Annotated in this window: 18 protein-coding genes; 14 read left to right on the plus strand and 4 right to left on the minus strand. The window is 64.4% G+C overall.

Annotated features, from left to right (window positions below):
- The first annotated feature begins 43 nt into the window (after nucleotides 1–43).
- The 5 genes from dinB to LY284_RS24490 all read left to right on the plus strand — a co-directional run bounded on the left by dinB (nucleotide 44) and on the right by LY284_RS24490 (nucleotide 5,112).
- Entirely contained in the window at nucleotides 44–1,222 is a 1,179-nt protein-coding gene (gene dinB / locus LY284_RS24470; RefSeq protein WP_233388259.1) for a DNA polymerase IV, read from the plus strand.
- 128 nt (nucleotides 1,223–1,350) lie between these two features.
- The gene (locus LY284_RS24475) at nucleotides 1,351–2,256 is read left to right on the plus strand and encodes a TauD/TfdA dioxygenase family protein (protein ID WP_375294283.1); all 906 of its coding nucleotides are present in this window, start codon (nucleotides 1,351–1,353) and stop codon (nucleotides 2,254–2,256) included.
- Between the two features lie 31 nt (nucleotides 2,257–2,287).
- Nucleotides 2,288–3,310: an ABC transporter substrate-binding protein gene (locus LY284_RS24480; protein WP_041732043.1), complete on the plus strand. Its 1,023-nt coding sequence runs from the start codon at nucleotides 2,288–2,290 to the stop codon at nucleotides 3,308–3,310.
- Between the two features lie 102 nt (nucleotides 3,311–3,412).
- Nucleotides 3,413–4,237 carry an ABC transporter ATP-binding protein gene (locus LY284_RS24485; protein WP_233388261.1) on the plus strand — a complete coding sequence of 275 codons (825 nt, stop codon included), beginning with the start codon at nucleotides 3,413–3,415 and terminating at the stop codon, nucleotides 4,235–4,237.
- Nucleotides 4,234–5,112 (plus strand): ABC transporter permease, encoded by an 879-nt coding sequence (locus LY284_RS24490; protein ID WP_014251749.1) that lies wholly within the window; start codon nucleotides 4,234–4,236, stop codon nucleotides 5,110–5,112. The genes LY284_RS24485 and LY284_RS24490 overlap by 4 nt, the downstream gene beginning before the upstream one ends.
- Before the next feature lie 10 nt (nucleotides 5,113–5,122).
- On the opposite strand, the gene LY284_RS24495 is transcribed toward LY284_RS24490, so the two are convergent.
- Entirely contained in the window at nucleotides 5,123–6,016 is an 894-nt protein-coding gene (locus LY284_RS24495) for a LysR family transcriptional regulator (RefSeq protein WP_233388264.1), read from the minus strand.
- A 97-nt stretch (nucleotides 6,017–6,113) separates the two neighbouring features.
- Between LY284_RS24495 and LY284_RS24500 the strand changes: the two genes are divergently transcribed.
- Nucleotides 6,114–7,118, plus strand: coding sequence for an aldo/keto reductase (locus tag LY284_RS24500; protein WP_233388266.1), 1,005 nt, complete (start codon nucleotides 6,114–6,116; stop codon nucleotides 7,116–7,118).
- On the opposite strand, the gene LY284_RS24505 is transcribed toward LY284_RS24500, so the two are convergent.
- Complete coding sequence (locus LY284_RS24505; RefSeq protein ID WP_052485721.1) at nucleotides 7,115–8,335, minus strand: MFS transporter; 1,221 nt, start codon at nucleotides 8,333–8,335, stop codon at nucleotides 7,115–7,117. The two genes, LY284_RS24500 and LY284_RS24505, sit on opposite strands and share 4 nt — an antisense overlap.
- A 113-nt stretch (nucleotides 8,336–8,448) precedes the next feature.
- Between LY284_RS24505 and LY284_RS24510 the strand changes: the two genes are divergently transcribed.
- Nucleotides 8,449–9,264 carry an exodeoxyribonuclease III gene (locus LY284_RS24510; RefSeq protein WP_233388268.1) on the plus strand — a complete coding sequence of 272 codons (816 nt, stop codon included), beginning with the start codon at nucleotides 8,449–8,451 and terminating at the stop codon, nucleotides 9,262–9,264.
- Here LY284_RS24510 and LY284_RS24515 read toward each other — a convergent pair.
- Together LY284_RS24515 and LY284_RS24520 are read right to left on the minus strand one after the other, a co-directional pair.
- Complete coding sequence (locus tag LY284_RS24515; RefSeq protein WP_233388271.1) at nucleotides 9,261–10,085, minus strand: alpha/beta hydrolase; 825 nt, start codon at nucleotides 10,083–10,085, stop codon at nucleotides 9,261–9,263. The genes LY284_RS24510 and LY284_RS24515 overlap by 4 nt on opposite strands.
- 690 nt (nucleotides 10,086–10,775) lie before the next feature.
- Nucleotides 10,776–12,140, minus strand: a complete 1,365-nt coding sequence (locus tag LY284_RS24520; RefSeq protein ID WP_233388273.1) for a nucleobase:cation symporter-2 family protein — start codon at nucleotides 12,138–12,140, stop codon at nucleotides 10,776–10,778.
- 224 nt (nucleotides 12,141–12,364) lie between these two features.
- Between LY284_RS24520 and LY284_RS24525 the strand changes: the two genes are divergently transcribed.
- The 7 genes from LY284_RS24525 (at nucleotide 12,365) to LY284_RS24555 (ending at nucleotide 19,438) form a co-directional block, all read left to right on the plus strand.
- Nucleotides 12,365–12,712: a response regulator gene (locus tag LY284_RS24525; protein WP_233388276.1), complete on the plus strand. Its 348-nt coding sequence runs from the start codon at nucleotides 12,365–12,367 to the stop codon at nucleotides 12,710–12,712.
- Between the two features lie 232 nt (nucleotides 12,713–12,944).
- Nucleotides 12,945–13,862, plus strand: coding sequence for an STAS domain-containing protein (locus LY284_RS24530; RefSeq protein WP_053569829.1), 918 nt, complete (start codon nucleotides 12,945–12,947; stop codon nucleotides 13,860–13,862).
- Between the two features lie 62 nt (nucleotides 13,863–13,924).
- Nucleotides 13,925–14,284: an STAS domain-containing protein gene (locus LY284_RS24535; RefSeq protein WP_014251758.1), complete on the plus strand. Its 360-nt coding sequence runs from the start codon at nucleotides 13,925–13,927 to the stop codon at nucleotides 14,282–14,284.
- 21 nt (nucleotides 14,285–14,305) lie between these two features.
- Nucleotides 14,306–14,746 carry an anti-sigma regulatory factor gene (locus LY284_RS24540; RefSeq protein WP_014251759.1) on the plus strand — a complete coding sequence of 147 codons (441 nt, stop codon included), beginning with the start codon at nucleotides 14,306–14,308 and terminating at the stop codon, nucleotides 14,744–14,746.
- Nucleotides 14,731–15,792: an ATP-binding SpoIIE family protein phosphatase gene (locus LY284_RS24545; RefSeq protein WP_053569831.1), complete on the plus strand. Its 1,062-nt coding sequence runs from the start codon at nucleotides 14,731–14,733 to the stop codon at nucleotides 15,790–15,792. The genes LY284_RS24540 and LY284_RS24545 overlap by 16 nt, the downstream gene beginning before the upstream one ends.
- Nucleotides 15,789–17,525, plus strand: coding sequence for an ATP-binding protein (locus LY284_RS24550; RefSeq protein WP_233388277.1), 1,737 nt, complete (start codon nucleotides 15,789–15,791; stop codon nucleotides 17,523–17,525). The genes LY284_RS24545 and LY284_RS24550 overlap by 4 nt, the downstream gene beginning before the upstream one ends.
- The gene (locus tag LY284_RS24555; protein WP_233388279.1) at nucleotides 17,522–19,438 is read left to right on the plus strand and encodes a response regulator; all 1,917 of its coding nucleotides are present in this window, start codon (nucleotides 17,522–17,524) and stop codon (nucleotides 19,436–19,438) included. Before LY284_RS24550 ends, LY284_RS24555 begins: the two co-directional genes overlap by 4 nt.
- Nucleotides 19,439–19,446: the final 8 nt, after the last annotated feature.

Here is a 19,446-nt window from a genome sequence, read left to right on the forward strand (position 1 = left end):
CCGCGCGCGCGCCGCTTCGCGCGGCGGCACGCTGATCCTTTCGATGGACGCGCCGTCTTCCCTGCACGCCCCGCGCCGCATCGCGCACCTCGACATGGACGCGTTTTTCGCGTCGGTCGAACTGCTGCGCTATCCGGAGTTGCGCGGCATGCCGGTGGTGGTCGGCGGTGGGCGCGACGCCATTCCCGAAACGCTGCCCGACGGCACGCGGCGCTTCAGGCGCCTGCGCGATTACGCGGGCCGCGGCGTCGTGACCACCTCCACTTATGAAGCGCGCAAGTTCGGCGTGTTCTCCGCGATGGGCATGATGAAGGCCGCGCAGCTCGCCCCCGACGCGATTCTGCTGCCCACCGATTTCGAGTCTTATCGGCATTATTCGCGCCTCTTCAAGGCGGCCGTCGCTGGCTTCACGACGCAAATCGAAAATCGCGGCATCGACGAGATTTATATCGATGTGAGCGACCTGGCCGGAGAATCCGCGGAGATCGGCCAGAAGATGAAGGACGCCGTGCACGACGCGACCGGGCTTACCTGCTCGATCTGCATCGCACCGAACAAGCTGCTCGCGAAGATCGGCTCGGAACTCGACAAGCCCGACGGCCTCACCATCCTCACGATGAACGATCTGCCGACGCGCATCTGGCCGCTCGCGGCGCGCAAGGTCAACGGCATCGGACCGAAGGCGAACGAGAAGCTCGCGGCGCTCGGCATCGTCACCGTGGGCGATATCGCGGCCGCCGATCCTGGCCTGTTGCAGACGCATTTCGGTCATACGTATGCGGCCTGGCTCGCGCGCATCGCGCAGGGGCAGGACGAGCGGCCCGTCGTCGTCAGCTCGACACCGAAATCGATGAGCCGCGAGACGACCTTCGCGCGCGACTTTCATCCGAAGCACGATCGCGCGACGCTTTCGGCGGAGTTCACGGGCCTGTGCACGCGCGTCGCCGAAGACTTGCAGCGCAAAGGTTATGTCGGGCGCACGGTGGGCATCAAACTGCGTTTCGACGACTTCCGCACCGTGACGCGCGATCTGACCGTGCCCGTCGCGACGGCCGATCCGGCCGAGATTCGCCGCGCCGCGACCGAATGCCTGAAGCGCATCGTCCTCGATCGCAGGATCAGGCTGCTCGGCGTGAGAGTGAGCGCGCTGGGGCGGCCCGACGAAAGCGGTTTTATCGAGCCGGTGCAGGTCGAATTGCCGTTCGATCTTTCGGGCGAATGAAGTGGGCCTTTGAAGCGGGCCTTATTTCATTGGCGCATAAAGAAATCGCAGATGCTTCGTTGCGGCGGCAATCGCGGCGCGTTAGATTGATCGCTTCCCCGAAGTCATCGATTGCCCCAAGTTCGAACGTGACGATTCAGACCGCCCCTCATTCCGAGCGCGCCGCGCAAGACGCCGCCGATCAATCCATCGAGATTCGCAAGTTCGACGCGCCGCTCGGCGCCGAAGTCATCGGGCTCGATCTTTCGAAGCCGCTTTCGCAAGCCGATTTCACGCGCATTCATCGCGCGCATCTGGATCATCACGTGCTCGTGTTTCGCGATCAGCGCATCACGCCGGACGAGCAGGTCGCGTTCAGCCGGCGCTTCGGTCCGCTGCAGATTCACGTGCTGCATCAGTTCGGGCTCGCGGGGCATCCGGAAGTGCTGATCGTGTCGAACATCATGGAGAACGGCAAGCCGATCGGCCTCGGCGATGCGGGTCACTTCTGGCATTCCGATCTCTCGTACAAGGACACGCCGAGCCTCGGCTCGATGCTGCATGCGCAGGAGTTGCCCGCCACCGGCGGCGACACGCTCTTTGCGAACCAGCATCTCGCCTGGGACACGTTGCCCGCGCATCTGAAGCAAGCGGTGGAGGGCCGCGCCGCCGAGCATACGTATCTCGCCAAGTATGCGGAGTTGCAAAAGCGCAGTCCGTGGCGGCCCAATCTCTCGGCCGAGCAGATCGCGCAAGTGAAGCCGGTGACGCATCCGATCGTGCGCACGCATCCCGAAACGAAACGGCGCGCGCTCTTCGTCAGCGAGCATTTCACGACGCGCGTGATCGGCTTGCCCGAAGACGAAAGCCGCGCACTGCTCGCGGAGCTCTTCGCGCATAGCACGCAGCCCGCATTCGTTTATCGCCATCAATGGCGCGAGCGCGACATGGTGTTCTGGGACAACCGCTCGGTCATGCATCTCGCGGCGGGCACGCCGGACGATCAGCGCCGCAAGCTGTATCGCACGACCATCGAAGGCGACGCGCCTTTCTGAAGAATATCGCTTAATTCACGGGGTTTTATTGATGCATTCTCGAACAGGGAAGGGCGCCGCACGCGCGCTCGCCGCCGCGCTCGCGGTTTCGCTCGGCATCACGTCGGCGGGCGCGCATGCCGAGGGCACGCTGCGCATCGCCGAGCAATTCGGTGTCGTGTATCTGCTGCTCAACGTCGCGCGCGATCAGAAGTTCATCGAGCAGGAAGGCAAGAAGGAAGGGCTCGATATCAAGGTCGACTGGGCCAAGCTCTCGGGCGGTTCGAGTGTCAACGATGCGCTGCTGTCCGGTTCGGTCGATATCGCCGCGGCGGGCGTGGGGCCGCTTCTGACGATCTGGGACCGCACGCACGGAAAGCAGAACGTGAAGGGCGTCGCTTCACTCGGCAATTTTCCGTATTACCTCGTATCGAACGATCCGCGCGTGAAGACCATCGCCGATTTCAGCGATAAGGATCGCATCGCGGTGCCCGCCGTCGGCGTTTCGGTGCAGTCGCGCGTCCTGCAATACGCGGCGGCAAAGCAATGGGGCGACAAGCAATACGACCGCCTCGACAAGCTCACGCAAGCGGTGCCGCATCCCGATGCGGCCGCGGCGATCATCGCGGGCGGCACGGAAATCAACGCGCATTTCGGCAATCCTCCGTTCCAGCAGCAGGAACTCGCGGGCAATCCGAAAGCGCATATCGTGCTCAATTCATACGACGTGCTCGGCGGCCCTAGTTCCGCGACCGTGCTCTATGCGACGGAGAAGTTCCGCAACGAGAATCCGAAGACGTATCGCGCGTTCGTGGCCGGTCTCGCCGACGCCGCGCGTTATATCACGCAGCATCCCGAGCAGGCCGCCGATATCTATCTGCGTGTCAACAACGCGAAGATCGATCGCGACCTGCTCGTCAAGGTTATCAAGGATCCTTCGGTGCAATTCAAGGTCGCGCCGCAGAACACGTTCGCGCTTGCGCAGTTCATGCATCGCGTGGGCGTGATCAGAAACGAGCCGAAGTCGTGGCAGGACTACTTCTTCAGCGATCCCGCGACGAAAGACGGAAGCTGACGCAGCGCTTATCCGCGATCGCGGATTGAATATGCGCAATGATTGGTTCGCGCGCGCGGGGCGCGCCGGTATCGTGTGCGTTTGCAATCCAGCACATCGAACATGGCCGCCAATCCTCAAGCGCTGTACTCAAGAGAAGCCGAGCGCGATGCTTCCACGAGCGGCAAGTTGCTCAGCGCGAAGAACGTCACGCTCGAATACCGCACGCCCGAGCGGCTCGTGCGCGCGACGCACGATGTCAGCTTCGATGTCTACGGCGCCGACCGTTTCGTGCTGCTGGGGCCGTCGGGCTGTGGCAAGTCCACTTTGCTGAAGGCGGTCGCCGGGTTCATCGAACCCGTTGCGGGCAGCATCGAGATCGGCGGCGAACGTGTGCGCGGGCCGGGCGCGGATCGCATCGTCGTGTTCCAGGAGTTCGATCAACTGCCGCCGTGGAAGACCGTCGTGCAGAACGTGGCCTTTCCGCTGCGCGTCGCGCGCAAGCTTGGCCGCGCGGAGGCACGCGAGCGCGCGCTGCATTATCTCGACAAAGTGGGTCTCGCGAAATTCGCCGATGCCTATCCGCACACGCTGTCCGGCGGCATGAAGCAGCGCGTCGCGATAGCGCGCGCGCTCGCGATGCAGCCGCGCGTGCTGCTGATGGACGAGCCCTTCGCCGCGCTCGATGCGCTCACGCGCCGGCGCATGCAGGAAGAGCTTCTGCGCCTCTGGAGCGACGAGCGCTTCACGCTGTTGTTCGTCACGCATTCGATCGAGGAAGCGCTCATCGTCGGCAACCGCATTCTGCTGCTGACGCCGCATCCAGGCCGCGTGCGCGCCGAACTGAACAGTCATCAATACACGCAGGAAAGTCTGGGCCGCGGGGAGTTTCAGCAGAGCGTGGCGCGCATTCATCGTTTGTTGTTTGAAGAGGAGGCCGCGCTTTGAGCACGCCGCATCTCACCGTGCCGCCTGTTCGGCCCGAATATGAAGTCACGCCCGCCGCGCCCGCCGGTATCGAGCACGAAGCGCCGTTGCCGCTTTCGAAGCGGCTTGCTGACCGCTCATGGCTGCGCAAGACGATCATCGCGCTCGTCTTGATCGGGCTGTGGGAAATCGCCGCGCGCGCCGTCGACAACGATCTTCTGCTGCCGACTTTCAGCGCGACCTTCGTCGCGTTCGTCCAGGGCATCGCGTCGGGCGAACTGATCGAAAAAATCGGCATTTCGATGTCCGTGCTGTTGCGCGGCTATGCGCTCGGTGCGGCGCTCGCATTCGTGCTGACATCGCTCGCGGTATCAACGCGCATCGGCCGCGACATCCTCTCGATGCTCACCGCGATGTTCAATCCGCTGCCGTCGATCGCGCTATTGCCGCTCGCATTGCTATGGTTCGGTCTCGGCACGGGCAGCCTGCTTTTCGTGCTCGTGCATTCGGTGTTGTGGCCGCTCGCGCTCAACACGTATGCCGGTTTTCAGGCGGTGCCTTCGACCTTGCGCATGACGGGCCGCAACTACGGTTTGAACGGCATGCGTCACGTCATGCTGATTCTGGTGCCTGCCGCGCTGCCTTCGATTCTCGCGGGCCTGCGCGTGGGCTGGGCGTTCGCGTGGCGCACGCTGATCGCGGCGGAACTCGTGTTCGGCGCGAGTTCGGGCAAGGGCGGCCTCGGCTGGTACATCTTCCAGAACCGCAACGAGCTCTATACGGATCGCGTGTTCGCCGGACTGGCGGCGGTCATCGTGATCGGGCTCGCGGTCGAGCATCTCGTGTTCGATACATTCGAGCGCGTGACCGTGCGCCGCTGGGGCGTGCAGCAATAACGTCCGAAGATCAGCTTTCGGCCCGAATGAAGTCGATGAACGCGCGCAACGGCCCCGGCACGTGCGCGCGGCTCGCATAGTAAAGACGCGGCCCGGTGAAGCTCTGCCACCACGGTTTGAGCACCGGCACCAGCGCGCCGCGCTCGATGGCTTCGCGCACGAACTCGTCGAACGTATAGACCAGACCCAGGCCCGCGATGGCGCACGCGCGGCTCACTTCGATCGATGACGTCACGAGCGGCCCTTGCGGCACGATGCGTATCACGTCCTTGCCCCGCATGAATTCCCACGTCGCCAGCACGCCGCTTTCGAAGCGATGCGCGATGCATGCGTGATTCACGAGTTCGCGCGGATGCTTCGGTTCGCCATGCGCCTCGAGATAGGCCGGCGCGGCCGCGGCGACGAAGCGCTGCGTGCGCGGCCCGATGGGCACCGCGATCATGTCCCGCTCGATGCGTTCGTCATAGCGGATGCCCGCATCGAACCCGGCCGCGAGCACGTCGATGAACTTATCGCTTGCGCTCAGTTCCAGGGTGATGCCCGGATGCGTCGCAAGAAAGCGCGCGACGATGGGCGGCAGGACTTCGCGTGAGACGATGGTGGGCACGTTCAGGCGCAGCGTACCGGTCGGGCTGTCGCGAAAGCCGTTCACGGCATCGAGCGCGCCCGCGATCTCCGCGAACGCGGGTGCGAGGCGCTCGATCAGGCGCGCGCCCGCTTCGGTCGGCGTCACGCTGCGCGTCGTGCGATTGAGAAGCCGCACGCCCAGACGCGTTTCGAGCCTGCGCACCGCCTCGCTCAGCGACGACGCCGACGCGCCGCGCAACAGCGCCGCCTGCCTGAAGCCGCGCGAACGCGCGACAGCCAGAAACGCGTGAAGATCCGACAGATCGGGTTCGCTCATTGTTCGCCTCGGCGCACAGCCCATTCGCATTGAGGCGGATTATCGCACGGGCTTTTTGCTCACATAATGCTCTCCATCGCCTTCAGGAGAGAACAGCATGGAACAGCGCAAGCTCGGAAAGACCGGCCCGCAATCGTCGGCCATCGGACTCGGATGCATGGGCATGTCGGGCATGTACGGGCCGTCCGATCGCGCGGAAAGCATCGCGACGATTCACGCCGCGCTCGAAGCGAGCGTCACGCTGCTCGACACCGGCGACTTCTACGGCATGGGTCACAACGAAATGTTGATCGGCGAGGCGTTGCGAAGCGCGCCGCCTTCGCGCCGCGATGCCGCGATCCTCAGCGTGAAGTTCGGCGGCATGCGCGATCCGGCGGGCCGCTTCATCGGCTTCGACGGCCGTCCCGTCGCCGTGAAGAATGCGCTCGCGTACACCTTGCAGCGGCTTGGCGTCGAGCATATCGACATCTATCGTCCGGCGCGGCTCGATGCGAACGTGCCGGTCGAAGACACCGTCGGCGCGATTGCCGAGATGATCGATGCGGGCTATGTGCGTCATGTCGGGCTCTCGGAAGTGGGCGCGCAGACGCTGCGCAGGGCCGCCGCCGTGCATCCCGTGTGCGACCTGCAGATCGAGTATTCGCTGATCACGCGCGGCATGGAGGACGCGATCTTGCCGGCGTGCCGCGAGTTGGGCATTGCGATCACGGCATATGGCGTGCTGTCGCGCGGTTTGATCAGCGGGCACTGGAACAAGGACGCCGCGCAAACGGGCGACTGGCGCGCGAGCGGCCCGCGCTTTCAGCAAGGCAACGTCGAACGCAATCTCGCGCTCGTCGATGCACTGCGCAAGATCGCCGATGCCAAGCGCGTGAGCGTTGCGCAGATCGCGATTGCGTGGGTGCTCGCGCAGGGCGAGGACATCGTGCCGGTCATCGGTGCGCGCCGCCGCGACCGGCTGACGGAATCGCTCGACGCGCTCGACGTGAAGCTCACGAACGACGAACTCGCCGCGATCGAAGCGGCCGTGCCGAAGGGCGCGGCATCGGGCGATCGGTATGAAGCCGTGCAGATGGCCCATCTCGACAGCGAGAAGGCCTAAGTCTGCGCATCGGCCTCGCGGGCGCGCTTCTTTCGCAGAAAGACCCATGCGTTGAACGCGGCGCCCGCGAACATCAGAACGCTCGTCATCACGAAGACGGCGTGCATGCCCGAATGCGCGGCGATGAAGCCGCCCGCGAGCGGTCCCGTTACTTGCCCGATGTACTGCGCCGAGGTCGCGTAGCCGAGGATGTAGCCGGCCGCATGGTCCGGCACGTTGTGACGCACGACGCTCGTGATCGCGGGCAGGAGGCCGCCCAATGCGAGGCCCATCAGAAAGCGCAGCACGACGAGCTGCGTGCCGTTGGTCACGAAGATCTGCGGTATCAGCAGCACGCCGCACGCGGCAAGACAACAGACGATGACTTTCGGCGCGCCGATGCGGTCCGCGAGCCGTCCAACGCGCGGCGCGGCGAGCACGCTGCCGAGCGCGGCGGCGGACATGACGAAGCCCGCGACGAGCGTGATCTTCTTCGGATCGTCGACGAGCTGCGAAACATAGACCGTGATGATCGGCTCGATCGACATGTTGGCGAACATGAGCAGCATGGCGCTCGCGAGCATGGCGAAGACGGGCGTGAGAAGCGGCACGTCGCGCCATCCGCCGCGCGGCGTTTGCTTCACGCTCTCCGGCGAGCGGCGCTCTTCCTTCACGAGCAGCGTCGTCATGATGAACGAGCAGAAGATGAGTCCGCCCGCGAGAAAGAAAGTCGCGCGTATGCCGATGAGACCCGGCAGCAATCCGCCGACGAGCGGACCGACGAGATTGCCCGCCATCATGCCCGCCGCGTGCGTGCCGAGCGCCCACGCGGTGCGATGCCGCGGCGTTTGCGTCGCGATCATCACAATGGCGCCGCTCGCATAGCCGCCGACGAGCCCCGCGAGAAAGCGCATCGCGACGAGCTGCCAGACGGTCTGCACGACGCCGAGCAGCGACATCGTGATCGCCATGCCGAGGCTCGCGCGAATCAGGATGGGCTTTCTGCCATAGCGGTCGGCGAGGCGTCCCCAGAGCGGCGCGACGAGCCCCGCCGCGAGAAAGGTCGCACCGAACGCGACGCCCGACCACTGCACGGCCGCATCGACCGATGTCGCGCCTAACTGCTGCACGTAGATCGGCAGGAAGGGCAAGAGCAGCGTCATCGCCATGATGGTCGTGAACGAGCCGAATACGCAGACGTAGAGATTGCGTTGCCAGTGGATGGAGCCGTCGGACATGGGGCGCGCGTGGTTGTCGTTTGTGCGTGACTGTCGCAGATTTTCGGCCGTCTTGCTCGCGCGCGACGCGGCACGCAATCTGCGACGCGTGTACGATCGATTCCGATCCACCGATGGAGAGACGCCGAGTGAAAATCGCGACCTTCAACATCAACGGCATCCGTCCGCGGCTCGACGCGCTATTGAAATGGCTCGAACGCGAAGCGCCCGATATCGTCTGCCTGCAGGAATTGAAGGCGACCGACGCGCAGTTTCCCGCCGATGCGATCGCCAGCGCGGGCTATGGCGCGCTGTGGCACGGCCAGCAATCGTGGAACGGCGTGGCGATTCTCGCGAAGGGCGTCGACCCCGTGCTCAGCCGGCGCGGGCTGCCCGGCTTCGAGGACGACACGCATAGCCGTTACATCGAAGCGGCGGTGGGCGGCATCGTGATCGGCTGTCTGTATCTCCCGAACGGCAACCCGCAGCCCGGCCCGAAGTTCGATTACAAGCTCGCGTGGTTCGAGCGTTTCAACGCGCATGCGAAGGCCTTGTTCGACAGCGGTCATCCCGTGGTGCTCGCGGGCGACTACAACGTCGTGCCCACCGACGAGGACATCTATAACACGCGCTCATGGCTCAAGGACGCGCTGTTGCAGCCCGAGAGCCGGGCGGCCTATGCGGACCTGCTCGCGCAGGGCTGGACGGATGCGTTGCGCAAGACGTTTCCCGACGAGCGCATCTATACGTTCTGGGATTACTTTCGCAATCACTGGCAGACGAATTCGGGTTTGCGTATCGATCACCTTCTGCTCAGCAAGGATCTGGCGAAGAAGCTCGATGAAGCGGGCGTCGATAAATGGGTGCGCGGCGAGCCGCATGCGAGCGATCACGCGCCGGCATGGATCACGCTCAAGCTCGGACGTGCGCGCAGGAAGGCGGGCGCTTAGGCTTGCATTGCGTGGCGCGTGGCTTGCAGCGATGCGAGGAATCGCATGACGTGTTCGCGTCCGCCCTTCGTCCAGACATCGAGATGGTCGGCGTCTTCGATAAGCGCGAGTTGTTTTTCGCCGCGCGCCGCGCCGAAGAGGCGCTGGAACTGCTCGGGCGGGATCACGCCGTCTTGGGTGCCGCCGTAGATCAGGATCGGCGCATTAACGGACGCAATTTTCGACAGACTGTCGTAGCGGTCGCGCGCGAACAGGCGCACGGGAAAGAGCCAGAAGCGCTTCGCGGCGACTTCGACGATGCTGGTGAATGGCGCTTCGAGAATCAGCGCGTCGATTTTCGCTTCGCTCGCGAGTTGCACGGCGACGCCCGAGCCGAGCGAATAGCCATGCAGCACGATGTGTTTCGAACGCGCTGCGGCGTAGGCGTAGGCGGCGCGGGCATCGGCGTATAGGCCGGCTTCGTGCGGCTTGCCGGGGTTGCCGCCGTAGCCGCGGTATTCGGCGAGCAGTACGCCGTAGCCTGCTTCGATCATCTCCAGCGCGATATGGGCGCGTTGGGTCAGGTCTTCGCCGTTGCCGTGGAAGAGGATGATCGTGGGGGAGGTTTCGGTTGGCGGCGCCTTGTAGCGGGCTGTCAGGGTGAGGGCATCGGCGGTTTTTATGCTGATGGGCTCGGTTTGGTGTTCGAGTTCGGGGCTTTTGAAGGCTTCAATCTGTTCTAGGGGATAGACGAGTCTGCCTTGTAGCCAATATAAGGCCGCAAAGGCTAGAGCGTAGGCGAGCGCTATCGCGGTTAGGAGGATCCAGAGGGCTTCGCGCATTGTTTCTTTTTTGGGCCGGGGTGGTTCTTCACATGGTAGTGGGTATTTTTCGCCGGCTCCCGATTTCTCGTTGGTTTATTAGCACTGCCCCTCCCCGGGGCGGGGGTAACTTTCTTTGCTGCTGCAAAGAAAGTCACCAAAGAAAGCAGCTTTGTCACCGCCCGCGGTCACACGCAGTTTGGCCACTTTTCTCCTCGGGGAACGGTCCTCGCCTAAAGAGTGCCCCCATAGGCCTAATCGGGCTTGGATCGCGCACGGTCTGACAAGCTAGTACTCAAAAGGCGCTGGTTCAGCACGAAATAGCTTCGGCACAGCGCTACGCGCTGCCGTGGAGTATGCAAGGGAAACCAACGGAAGACGAACGCGCACGCAAACCCAATTCACCCGTCGGCCGCGAAGCTGGCCGGAGCTTGAGATGGCTGTACCAGTTTGTTGTGTGGCGCGATGTGACAGACCGTGCGCGATCCAAGCCCGATTGGGCCTATGGGGGCACTCTTTAGGCGAGGGCCGTTCCCGGAGGAGAAGAGTGGCCAAACTGCGTGTGACCGCGGGCGGTGAGAGAGCTGCTTTCTTTGGTGACTTTCTTTGCAGCAGCAAAGAAAGTTACCCCCGCCCCGGGGAGGGGCAGTGCCAATAGACCGACACCAAAGCAAGTTCCACGAAACCAAAACAAAAACAAAAACCCAAAAATCAACCTTCCCTATCCCCCTGCCGCAAACTCAACGCCATATCCTCGGCAAGTTCCCTCTCAACCTCCCCCTCCCCACGCCCGCGATTAAACATCGCATTCAGCGCGATAGCAAACACCGCAGCAAGCGTAATCCCGCTATGCGTCAAGGGCCCCACCCACCCCGGCATATGCGCAAAAAACGTCGGCGCGACGAGCGGAATAACCCCCACCCCCAGACTGATCGCGATAATCAGCAAGTTATTCTTGCTATCGAAATCCACTTTACTCAAGATCTTCACGCCCGTCGCCGCGACCATGCCGAACATCGCGATCCCCGCGCCCCCAAGCACGACGACCGGTATCGAAGCAATCAGATTGGATAACTTGGGCAACAGCCCGAGCGAAATCAAGATCACGCCCGACACCGCGACGACCCATCGGCTCTTCACACCGGTTATCCCCACGAGCCCGATGTTCTGCGAAAACGACGAATGCGGAAACGTATTGAAGATGCCGCCGATCACCGTGCCGAGACCATCGGTGCGCAAGCCTCGCGTCGCATCGACGCGCGAAACGGGCCGCATCGCAAGATCGCCGAGCGCGAGAAACATGCCGAGCGATTCCACCATGATGACCACCATCACGAGACACAAGGACGCGATGGCCGCAAGATCGAAAGTCGGCATGCCGAACGCAAACGGCCGCACAGGCGCAAACCACGCCGCCTGGCCGACCCCCGAGAAGTCGATCAACCCGAGCGGCAAGGCGATAACAAAGCCAATCGCCATGCCGAGCAAAACCGATATATTCGCGAGAAAGCCCTTCAGATACTTGTTGATCAGCAGAATCGCGAGCAGCACGACAGCCGCGATCATCAGATTGCCCGGTGCGCCGAAATTCGCCGCGCCGCGCCCGCCGCCGGCCCAGTTGATCGCGACCGGAAAGAGCGTCATGCCAATCGTGAGAATGATCGTGCCGGTCACGATCGGCGGAAAGAAGCGCATCAGACGCCCGAAAAACGGCGCGATCAGAATGGCGAACACGCCCGCCGCGATCGTCGCGCCGAAGATCGCCGTGAGGCCCGCGCCCGAGGACGCCATCGCGACCATCGGACCGACCGGCGCGAAGCTCACGCCCATGATGACCGGCAACCGTATGCCGAATTTCCACACACCGATGCATTGCACCAGCGTGACGAGCCCGCACGCGAAAAGGTCGGAGCTGATCAGAAACGCCACCTGTTCCTTCGGCAGCTTCAACGCCGCGCCGATGATGAGCGGCACCGCGATCGCGCCCGCATACATCACGAGCACGTGCTGAATGCCGACCGCGAGCATCTGACCAAGGGGCAACACTTCGTCGACGGGATGAGTCGTTTGGGACATGCGCGCTCCGGCGGTTCGATGAACGGGTCGAGTGAAGCAGTCGTCCGAGTATTGCACCGCGCGCCGGCCGAAAAAATATTCGTGCCGCTATACACGGCATCATGCGATCTAGGGCAACGCGGACAAATCCTCGCCGTTGGCGCAATGCAAGCGCGGGCGGCATCGGGCATGCACTACACTGTCCGACGCGCATAACCCATCCCGTCGAAACGGAGTCAGTGACGATGAACCTGCTATTCGTCGACGACAATCACGCCTGCATCGAGACCCTCGTCGACATCGCAAGCGGGATGGGTCATACCGCGGCCATCGCGCACGACGGCGCGGGCTGCCTCGCGCTCACGGCGAGCGAACGATTCGACAGCATTTTTCTCGACATTACGCTTCCCGACGCCGACGGCCGCGAACTCTGCACCGCGATCCGCGCGCGCGGGCCGAGCAGCCACGCACGCATCATCGCCATGACAGGGCACACCGATCTTGTCGTGGACAGCGGCGAAACCCGCTTCGACGGCTATCTGCTCAAGCCGATCAGCCTCCAGGCGCTCGAACTCTTTCTGCTCTCACGCTGAACGATCAGGAGATTTGACTTGTCTTGGAGCGGCGCGCGCGAAGCGATCGGCAGCAATTGCCGATGCGCCGGAATCCCTTGCGCCATAAGGCGTCGCGGACTGTCGAATTTCGGGATGGCATGCTACATTCCGAGCGCCTTGCGTTGCTTTGTTTCGATAGCCATCGCGGCGGCGCAACAAAAGTCATCCGGGCGCAGCGCCCGAAAAACATCTATCGCACGGGGATTTCGGCATGGAAATGGTCGGCGGAATGCGGCTCGCTCAATTGTTCACCGGCAATCAGGAGCAGTTGCTCGCAGAGTGGTTCGCGCAGCAGCACGCTATCGCGTCGCGTCGCGGGCTCGTCGGCGAAGCCGAACTGCGCAATCAGTTCACGCAATTCGTCTCGCTTCTGACGGCCGCGCTGAGCAGCGCCGAGCGCGTCGATTTCAAGGCGCCCGCGTGGCAGGAAGTGCGCTCGTTTCTCGCGGACATGTCGTCGCAGCGCGCGCGTCAGGGCTTCTCGCCGGTCGAGACCGCGCTCTTCGTGTTCTCGCTCAAGCAGCCGCTTTTTGCGCGCCTTCGCGACGCGGTCGGCAACGACTCCGCCACGCTCGCCGATCTCACCTGGACGATCAGCACGCTCTTCGACGAACTCGGCCTCTATACGACCGAAGTGTTTCAGGCGAGCCGCGAGCAGGTCATCGTGCGCCAGCAGCAGGAACTGCTCGAACTGTCGACGCCGGTCGTGCAGTTGTGGGACGGCATTCTTGCGCTGCCCTTGATCGGCACGCTCGATTCCGCGCGCACGCAGGTCGTGATGGAAAACCTGTTGCAGAAGATCGTCGAGACGGGCGCGGCCATCTCGATCATCGACATCACCGGCGTGCCGACCGTCGATACGCTCGTCGCGCAACATCTGCTCAAGACCGTCGCGGCGGCGCGGCTGATGGGCGCGGACTGCATCATCAGCGGCATTCGTCCGCAGATCGCGCAGACCATCGTGCATCTCGGCGTGAACCTGTCGAACGTCACGACCAAGGCGTCGCTCGCGGCGGCCTTCGTGGTCGCGCTGCAACGCACCGGCAAGTCGGTGACGGCGGCGTTCGCGCACGACGCATCGCGCGCGGGTCGTCAGAGCGACGCTTTCGATCCATTGCAACCCGAATGACGCCGCATCTCGCCATTCGAAGCACGCATCGAACGACACGCGACTGAACGGGGCCTCAAGCGATGGAACGCATTCCGATTCTCACGATGGGCAAGCTCTTGCTCGTCACCATTCAGGTCGACATGCACGACCGGCTCGCGCTCACGCTGCAGGACGATCTGACGAGCCGGATCGTGAAGGACGGCGCGCGCGGCGTGCTGATCGACATTTCATCGCTCGATGTGGTCGATTCGTTCATCGGGCGCATGATCGGCAACACCGCCGCGATGGCGCGCGTGCTCGACGCCGAGACGGTCGTCGTCGGCATGCAGCCTTCGGTCGCGATCACGCTCGTCGAGCTCGGGCTCACGCTCTCGGGCGTGCGCACCGCGCTCAACGTGGAAAAGGGCATGGCGCTGCTCGCGAAAAGCGGCACGGTCTGACGGCCTCATGTGAACGACGCCATGACGACCTTCCACTCCACAGCCGCGCCGAGCTCATCGTCGCCGCCCGACACGCTGCCGATCCGCTCCGACGAGCAGATCGTGCGGCTGCGCCAGTTCGTCCGCGAGAAGGCCGTCGCGCAAGGACTGTCTCTCATCGATCAGACCAAGTTCGTGACGGCGGCGAGCGAGCTCGCGCGCAACACGCTCATCTACGGCGGCGGCGGCGACGTGCATTGCACGCTCGTCGAGCGCAACGGCCGCCGCGGCCTCAAACTCGAATTCGTCGATAACGGTCCCGGGATTCCGGATATCCCGCGCGCGCTGTCCGACGGCTTCACGTCCGGCAGCGGTCTCGGGCTCGGGCTCGGCGGCGCGAAGCGCCTGTGCGACGAGTTCGATATCCGCTCGGCGCCGGGCGCCGGCACACACGTTTCGATCACCAAATGGAAACCGTTCTGAAGGAATCGATGGCCGCGCAGCAGCGCTACGAGATCGCCGACACGAGCCAGGTCGCGCATGCGCGGCGGCTGATCGGCGAGCTCGCGCGGGGTCTCGCTTTCAACGAGACCGCCGCGGGCGAACTCGCGATCGTCGTGACGGAGTGCGGCACGAATCTGCTCAAGCATGCGCAGCACGGCGAACTGCTGGTGCGGCCGCTCGTCGATGGTCACGGCGCGTCGCCTCGCTATGGCATCGAAGTGCTGTGCATCGATAACGGCCCGGGCATCCACGACTTGCATCGCTGTTTCGAGGACGGCTATACGACCGCGGGCAGTCCCGGCAACGGCATGGGCGCGATCGAACGTTTGTCCGACGAGCTCGATGTCTGGAGCGCGCCCGGACGCGGCACGGTGCTGCGCGTCGTGTTCTGGAATGCGCCCGGCGCGGCGAACAGGCCCGCCGCGCAACTGAGCTACGGTGTCGTGAATCTGCCGCTCGCGACCGAAACCGTTAGCGGCGATGCCTGGTCGTGCCATATGAATCAGGGCGAATTCACCGTGCTCGTCGCCGATGGCCTCGGCCACGGACCGCTTGCCAACGTCGCCGCGATCGAAGCGGCGAAGGTGCTGGCCGCGAATGGCGATGAGACGCTCGAACGCATCATGGACGTGGCCAACGATGCGCTGCGCCCGACGCGCGGCGCGGCGGTCGGCATCGCGCGCATGCCGGCGTTCGCGTCGATGTCGGACATGCCGGTGTCGTTCGCGGGCATCGGCAATATTTCGGCGAGCGTGTGGAGCGAAGGCGCGCACAAGCATCTGGTGTCGCACAGCGGCATCGTCGGGCATTCGGCGCGGCGCGCGCAGCAATTCGACGTGCCGTATCCGCCCAATGCGCTCGTCGTGCTCGCGTCGGACGGGCTCACGTCGCGCTGGGATCTCGCGCGCTATCCGGGGCTCGCGATGCGTCATCCGGCGCTCGTCGCGGCGGTGCTGTATCGCGATTTCGCGCGCGGCCGCGACGACATCACCGTGTTCGTCGCGCGCGCGGCCGGGAGCGCATGATGACGCGCGCGCTCTACGCGATGCGTATCGAAGGCGAGCGCGATATCGTCGCGGCCCGCGTGAAGGCGCGCGATGCGAGCGCGGCGCTCGGTTTTTCGCCGCAGGATCAGACGCGCATTTCCACTTCGGTGCTCGAAGCCGCGCGCACGGTGCTGCTCGCGGGACACGAAGCGCGCGCCGATTTTTACGTCGATGACGCCACGCATCCGCCGCGCTTCGTCGTGCGCTTTCTGGCGGCCAAGGGCGCGGGCGAACGGCTGCGCGCCATGCGCAACGACAGCAAGGACGACGCGCAAGCCGCGCTCGGCCTGCTCGCGGCGCAACGGTTGATGGATCATTGCGCGATCGCGGACGAAGCTGGCGGCGATACGTCGATATCGCTTGCGAAGGCCTTGCCCGATCATGCGCCGCGCGAGTTGCAGTCGGTCATCGAGATACTTTCGCGCCAGTCCGCCGACGACACCGCCGCGGAACTGCAGCGCCAGAATCGCGAACTGATCGCGGCGCTTGCCGATCTGCGCGAACGTCAGGAAGAGCTGACGCGCCTCACGCGCGAGCTCGAAGATACGAATCGCGGCGTCGTCGCGCTGTACGCGGAACTGGATGCGCGCGCCGATCATCTGCGCCGCGCGGACGAATCGAAATCGCGCTTCCTGTCGAACATGAGTCACGAGTTCCGCACGCCGCTTTCGTCGATCCGCGCCTTGTCGAAGCTCCTGCTGGAGCGCATCGACGGCGAGCTCACCGAAGAGCAGGAAAAGCAGGTGCGCTTCATTCGCAAGGCCGCGGAAGACCTGTCGGAAACGGTTGACGACCTGCTCGATCTCGCGAAGATCGAAGCGGGCAAGATCGAAGTGCGGCCCGCCGAATTCGAAGTCGATACCTTGTTTTCAGCGCTGCGCGGCATGTTGCGGCCATTGTCGCCGGGCGGCGCGGTCGAGCTCGTGTTCGATTCGTGCGAAGGCCTGCCGCCCATTCGCACCGACGAAGGAAAGGTCGCGCAGGTGTTGCGCAACTTCGTGTCGAACGCGCTCAAGTTCACGGAGCGCGGCGACGTGCGCGTGAGCGCGAGTTATGACGACGCGCGCCGGCTCATCACGTTTTCCGTCAGCGATACGGGCATCGGCATTGCGCCGGAACATCAGCAGGTCGTGTTCGAAGAATTCGGGCAAGTCGAGAATCGCTTGCAGCAGTATGTGAAGGGCACGGGTCTCGGCCTGCCGCTGTGCCGGAAGCTGTGCAAGCTGCTCGGCGGCGATGTGTCGCTGGAAAGCGAGGTCGGGCGCGGTTCGGTGTTCAGCGCGACGATTCCCGCGTTCTACGGCGCCGATTTCGATGCGGCACATCATGCCGCGAGCGATACGCGGCCCGCGGTGCTGATCGTCGCGAGCAATCCGATCGAGCGGCTCGACTGCGAAGCGGCGTTGCGCGATTCGCCGTATCGTGCAATGAACGCCGCGACGCTCGACGAAGCCAGCCGCTTGCTCTCACGCACGCAGCCCGCCGCGTTGTTGCTCGCGGTGCGGCCCGCGCCATCGGAAGCGTGGATCTGGCTGGCCGCGTTGCGCGCGCAGGCGGCGACGCGCAGCATTCCGATCCTCGTGCTCGGGGAGGCGGAAGATCGCACCGAAGCGCAGGCGCTGGGCGCGACCGTATTCATCGAAAAGCCGGTGGGCGGCGGCGAGTTGCCGGGCGTGCTGGATGCGGTGACGGGCAAGGAAAGACCATCATGAGAAGCGACCGGAACGAGGTGCTGATCCTCAACGTCGACGACAACGACGGCGCGCGCTATGCCAAGACGCGCATCCTGTCGCGCGCGGGCTTCAACGTGATCGAGGCGCCGACCGGCACCGCCGCGCTCGAAAGCGTGCGCGCCGAAGCGCCCGATCTCGTGCTGCTCGACGTGAAGCTGCCCGACATCAACGGCCTCGAAGTGTGCCGGCAGATCAAGGCTTCGCCGGAGACGGCGGGCACGCTCGTGTTGCAGACATCGGCGGCGGCGGTGCACAGCCTCGATCGCATTCGCGGTCTCGAAGGCGGCGCGGACAGTTATCTGACCGAGCCGGTCGAGCCGGCCGAACTGATTGCGCATGTGCGCGCGCTGTTGCGCGTGCGCCTCGCGGAAAACGCGCTGCGCGAAAGCGAGGAGCGCTTTCGCCAGCTCGCCGAGAATATCGACGATGTCTTCTGGATGCTCGATCCCGCATCCGGCGAACTGCTCTATGTGAGCCCGGCTTACGCGCATCTCTTCGATACGGGCGGCGGCGCGCCCGCGCCTGTGCCGGGACCGGATCACTGGTCCGGCGACATTCTGCCGCTCGACCGCGATCATGTCGCCGATGCATACCGGCAACTGCTTGCGAACGGCACGCCGTATCAGGTCGAATATCGCATCGTGCGCGCGCACGGCGGGCCGTGCTGGGTCGCGGAGCGCGCGTTCCCGGTGCGCGCGGCGGGGCATCCGGCGCGGCCGTATCGCATCGCGGGCATCGTCAACGACATATCGGAACGCAAGGCCGCGGAGCTGTTGTTGCGCGAAGCGGACCGCCGCAAGGACGAGTTCCTCGCGATGCTCGCGCACGAACTGCGCAATCCGCTCGCGCCGATTCGCAATGCGGTCGATCTGCTCGATCCCGACCGCGAGCCGTCCGTGCAGCACTTCGCGACGGTGCGCGCGATCATCGACAGACAAGTGCGTCATCTGAGCCGTCTCGTGGACGATCTGCTCGACGTCGCGCGCATCACGCAGGGCAAGATCACGTTGCGCCGGGAAACGGTCGATCTCGCCGCGGCGATCGCGGCTGCGATCGAGACCGTGCAGCCCGCGCTCGAAAGAAAGCGCCATGCGTTGACGGTCAAGTTGCCGGATGCGCCGCTCTATGTCGCCGGCGACAACGTGCGGCTCGCGCAGGTTTTCGGCAATCTGTTGTCGAATGCATCGAAGTACAGTCTCGAAGACGGCGAGATCGCGATCGAGACCGAGCAGTTCGGCGATGAAGTGCGCATCGCCGTGCGCGACAAGGGCATCGGTATCGCGCACGACATGCTGCCGCATATCTTCGATCTCTTCGTGCAGTCGGAGACTTCACTCGAACGGTCCGAAGGCGGGCTCGGCATCGGCCTGCCGCTTGCGAAGACGCTCGTCGAATTGCAGGGCGGGCGCATCGAGGCGTTTTCGGCGGGGCCGCAGACGGGCAGCGAATTCATCGTATGGCTGCCGCTCGCGCAGGACCCGCAAGTGGCCGCGCAAGGCGTGGGCGAGACGCCCGCGAACGTGGCGAGCGGCAAGCGCGTGCTGCTCGTCGATGACAGCGTGGACGCGGCCACCGCGATGGCGCTCCTGCTCGAAGCCGACGGCTTCGATGTGCGCACCGCGCACGACGCGACCGAAGCGCTTGCGCTCTCCGATGCATTCGCGCCGCAGATCGTACTGCTCGATATCGGTCTGCCGGGGATGGACGGCTATCGGCTCGCGGCCGAAATGCGCGCGCGTCCTGCAACGGCGGATGCGTTGCTGATCGCGGTGACAGGCTATGGTCAGGCGCATGACCGGCAGCGTTCGAAGGAAGCGGGCTTCGATCATCATCTCGTGAAGCCGGTTGCGTTCTCGGAGATTCAGAGGGCGGTGCAGGGACGGTTCGCTTGACGCGTTCT

Source organism: Caballeronia sp. PC1, assembly GCF_021353155.1.
Taxonomy (GTDB): Bacteria; Pseudomonadota; Gammaproteobacteria; order Burkholderiales; family Burkholderiaceae; genus Caballeronia; species Caballeronia cordobensis.